This window comes from Burkholderia sp. GbtcB21, from assembly GCF_019091065.1.
Classification (GTDB): Bacteria; Pseudomonadota; Gammaproteobacteria; order Burkholderiales; family Burkholderiaceae; genus Burkholderia; species Burkholderia pyrrocinia_C.
In genome coordinates, this window is record NZ_JAGXKA010000344.1 from 1 (window position 1) to 252 (window position 252).

At 71.8% G+C, this 252-nt stretch carries 1 protein-coding gene; it reads left to right on the plus strand.

What is annotated here, in order from left to right; all coding sequences use genetic code 11:
* The coding region (locus tag KVT39_RS38885) for a tryptophan-rich sensory protein (RefSeq protein WP_217591501.1) at positions 1-88 on the plus strand (88 nt) is incomplete at its 5' end.
* Between the last annotated feature and the right edge of the window lie 164 nt (positions 89-252).

Sequence of the window (252 nt, forward strand, 5' to 3'; positions counted from 1 at the left end):
GCGGGCCGGAGCCGCCCTGGCGCCCTACGTGGCGTGGTGCGCCTTCGCCACCGCGCTGTCGACGGCGATCGCCCGCCGCAACCCCTGAACGGCGCGATGGCCGATTCCCGCCGAATTCGGATGCCTCCGGGGACGACGATCGGAGCATGGATCTTCGAGTGCTGCCGATCGCCGAGGGAGTCCTGGCGGAGCTGCGAACGGTCGACGACGCCGGTCGTGGGATCGAGCCGTTCGTCGATGAGGCCGGAGGCG